Origin of the sequence: Methanobrevibacter sp. (genome assembly GCF_045116495.1) — an archaeon.
GTDB lineage: Archaea > Methanobacteriota > Methanobacteria > Methanobacteriales > Methanobacteriaceae > Methanocatella.
On the sequence record NZ_JBGULU010000097.1, the window covers coordinates 1 to 4,023 of the forward strand.

At 31.5% G+C, this 4,023-nt stretch carries 3 protein-coding genes; 2 read left to right on the plus strand and 1 reads right to left on the minus strand.

Annotated features, from left to right (window positions below; genetic code table 11):
• On the plus strand, nucleotides 1-405 hold a 405-nt coding region (locus ACJMLH_RS05240; RefSeq protein WP_405275431.1), incomplete at its 5' end, for an Ig-like domain-containing protein.
• A gap of 24 nt (nucleotides 406-429) precedes the next feature.
• On the opposite strand, the gene ACJMLH_RS05245 is transcribed toward ACJMLH_RS05240, so the two are convergent.
• Entirely contained in the window at nucleotides 430-1,995 is a 1,566-nt protein-coding gene (locus ACJMLH_RS05245) for a hypothetical protein (protein WP_405275433.1), read from the minus strand.
• 273 nt (nucleotides 1,996-2,268) lie between these two features.
• On the opposite strand from ACJMLH_RS05245, the gene ACJMLH_RS05250 reads away from it, so the two are divergent.
• Nucleotides 2,269-4,023 (plus strand): nitrous oxide reductase family maturation protein NosD (locus ACJMLH_RS05250; protein WP_405275436.1); only part of this gene is annotated, 1,755 nt, incomplete at its 3' end.

Consider the following 4,023-nt stretch of genomic DNA (forward strand, 5'->3'; position numbering starts at 1 on the left):
GTTGTAATGAAAGTCAAAGGCAAATCATATAATGTTAAAACTGACGCAAAAGGATATGCAACAAAAACATTTGATTTTACTCCTGGAAAATATACAATAACAGCAACTTACAAGGGATCAACAGTCAAAAATACAATTACCATTAAAAAAGTCTTGAAAGCCAATAGTGCCACTATGAAAAAGGCTAAAAAGATTAAATATTCTGCAACTTTAAAAACAAGCAAGGGCAAGGCCATTTCAGGTAAGAAAATTACTTTTAAGATTAACGGTAAAACTTACTCTGCTAAAACCAACAAAAAAGGCATAGCCACTGTCAGTTTTAAGAATTTAAAAGTTGGAAAATATTCTGTTGTTGTTAAATATTTGAAATCTCAAGTTAAAACAACATTAAAAATTAAAAAATAGTGAGGGGATTAATCCACCTCATTTTCATTTTATTTTTACACTTATCTTTTTTTGTGAAGCTTTATAGTAGCTGTCTCCAGCAAATTTAATCAATGCAGTGAATTTGCCTTTTTTGGTTAATTTGATTTTAAATGTTGCTTTTCCTTTAACTGTCTTTGCAGTGTATGTTTTTTTGTTTACTTTTAGGGTTACCTTCTTTTTATTGAGTGTTTTCCCGTTTCCTTTTAATGTAATTGTTATTTTTTTGGTTTTTGCCTTTGCCTTGAATGTTTGTGATTTTGCAGTTATTGCTGTTTTGATTTTGGTAACTTTCTCTTCATTTTTAAATACTATTTTGTTCACATAGATTGTTGGGCTGTTGATATAAATTTCGTTTTCATATGTTGTCTTATCAAAGGATAAATTTTCAAGACTTATTTTTTGTGAAGTTATATATAATGAATTTCCATGTGATTTGGCGATATTATTGCTGAATTGACTATTATTCACACTTAATTCTCCATATTTAGCATATATTCCACCGCCTGAATTGGCAGAGTTTTGTGTAAAAATGGAATTGTCCACATCTCCCCTTGCATTGAAATAGATTGCACCGCCGTCTGTTTTTGCATTGTTTAATTTGAATGTGGATGATTTTATGATTCCTTCCTTATCAAACAGAATTGCCCCTGCCCATGATGCAGTGTTGTTTGTGAATGTGGAATTCTCAACGGTTCCATTCTGCATGAAGTATAGGCATCCGCTTTCACGATTGGCCAAGTTGTTTTTAAAAATAGAATTTTCAACATTTCCGGTTCCTTTAAAGAATATTGCTGCTGCAAACATTCCTATATTATCAGTGAACTGGGAGTTTTTCACAATAAGATTCTCATCTGAGGTTATTCCTCCTCCATATCCGATTGCTATGTTTCTATTGAATTTTGTGTTTTCGACAAGCCCTGTTTTGAAAAAGTATATTCCGCCTCCGTCTCCACCTTCATTATGGGTAAATGTTGAATTTAGGACGGTCCCTTTTTCAACGAAGTAGATTCCTCCTCCGAGCAGTGTAGCATAATTGTCTTTTAGTGTTGAATTAATTAAGGTTCCTTCGTTTTCAAAATTCAATCCGCCACCAAAATAGGCACTGTTATTGTCAAAATTTGAATTTATGACTTTTCCATTGTTTTGAAAGAAGATTCCTCCGCCAATATTTGGTGTGGCACTGTTTTTCACTTGGCAGTTAATCAATGTTCCGTCAGATCCGCTCCAGTGTATTGCCCCTCCGTTTTCCTGAATTTTTCCATTGATGATATTTATATTCTTTAGAATTACGTTATCTGACTTGATATTGAAAATTCTGGCTTTTTGATTGGCATTTATGGTATGTCCCTGACCGTCAATGGTTAAACCATCAATATCTATAGGTATTCCTTTGCTGTAGTTTGAATCTCCTGCTGAATTGAATGCATAATCTTTAGTTAGATATACCAGTTTTGATTCATATGATTTATTTATTTCACTTGAAAGTTGCGAAAATTCCCCAATATCATTTTTTTCAGTTAAAATTTCTCCATAATCATGTGTAATTAAATTATCGGAACTTTTATTCATATCCGCTGCATTCACACAGGTTATGCTTAAAAATATTATGATTATGCTACATATTAATGCGATTTTGTACTTTATGTTTAATCCCCCATTCTTTGAATAATTTGAATTTTATTTTTATATCTATATGTATTTTACTTCATTTCAAAAAAAATTATATTAAAATTTAAGTAGTTTTTCGCAAATAAATAGAAATATATTAATTATATTGATAGTAAATATGTATATATTGACAAAATATGTCAATTGTTATAAAATGAAAACTGTGGGAAAAATATGAAATTAAAGAGATTTATATTAGTATTGTCTTTTTTAATAGCTGTAATGATGTTAATTAGCTCTGTTTCAGCTATTGAAGATAATAATCAAAACTTAACGATAGATTCAACTGGCGATATGATTGAATCTGCAAATGAAAATATAATAATGAGTTCAGTTTATGATGATAGTTTGTCAGCTTCAAAAACCATCACTGTCGATGCAGTTGGTGAAAATCACAATGAAATGAATGATAAAACCATTAAAAAGGCATTTGACGAGGCTAATGATGGGGACACTATTATTATTGCTGGAAATAATTATGAACATGTACATAGAACAATTGATAAAAAATTAACTATTAAAAGTGAAGTCGGAACCTCTTTAAGTCCTTGTTCTAGTATTGCCGATTCAGGGTTCCATGGAATGTTTTATTTAACCTCAAAAGCTAGTGGAACTGTAATCGAAGGATTCAACTTCATTGGAAATGGCATGTTGTATGGAAATGGTGATTATGGAATCCTTATTGATGGGGCTTCAAATGTAATAATAAGAAACTGTACTTTCAGCGATATGGGCTCCGGTGATGCAATTAGGATAGAAAATGCAAAATCTGTAACCATTGATGATGTTGCCGTTGATGGTGCGGTTTATGGAGTTAATATTAAAGATTCAGCAAACACCATTGTTGAAAATTCAGATATTAAAAACAATGAAATTACTGCAGTTTCAGTTGCAGGATCAAGCAAGAATACAAAAATAATCTACAATAACCTCACCAACAATGGTGTTGGTGTTAATTTAACCTCATCTGACGGTGTATATATTCTAAGCAATTATATTGCATATAACACTCATGGTGTTTATGTAAACTGTAACATTACTAAAATTGAGATTAAAGGTAATTTCTTTAATCAAAATAAAGTATATGAGGTTTTAAATGATTATCGTGTTAGAAACATGGTGGATATGGTAAAAAAAGTTGGTTATCGTGATTTGGAAATAATTGACAATAACTATATGGTAGGTCTTGAAGGTGCTCAGGATGAAAGGCCGGTTTACCGTATTACTTATGATTATAAAGGTAAAAATAAAGGGGATTACGCTTATGATGCTGTAAATGATGTTTTCAAATATGTTGGTGACGGCAAAGGAGATTACATTGATAATAAAGGCGCTGTCTTCTTGCGATATGTATTTGAAATAAATAAAAATGTTAATTGTCCTGTAATCTTTTATATTTATGAAGGAGGCAAGCAATGGTCATTGAGCGGAAACTATGAACTTCAATTGAGCGAAATTACTCAGGTTAAAAAAGGAATATATTCCATTTCCATTGTTGATGAAAACGGCAACGTCGCAAAAGATTTGAGTTCCGTTCCTGTAACATTTTACTTGAATAAGGCCACAAAACATGTAAAACCTGATGAAGGAGATGTTTTCAAAACAGTAATGATGAAAAATGGAACTGCAACCGTAAGGTTTTATCAGGATGAATTTGCCCAAAGCGGCAATGTCATAACTGCTGTCGTTCCGACAAACGGTGCAAATTTCGATGAGAAAGTATCTAAAACATTCAATGTTAAAGACGAAGATATTCTTGGAACATCAACAAACACTACATTAACAGTTTCAGATTTAATCACTTATCCAAATTCAAATAAAGAATTTGTTGTTACTTTAATTGATACTAATGGAAATCCTGTTGTTGGGGAAAGTGTTACAATTGATCTTAATTCTAAAAAATATTCTCCGGTAACCGACAGTAACGGA

Excerpts from the sequence above, each read along its gene's own strand:
- ACJMLH_RS05245 (WP_405275433.1), bottom strand. The coding sequence starts at position 1,995 with ATGAATAAAAGTTCCGATAATTTAATTACACATGATTATGGAGAAATT.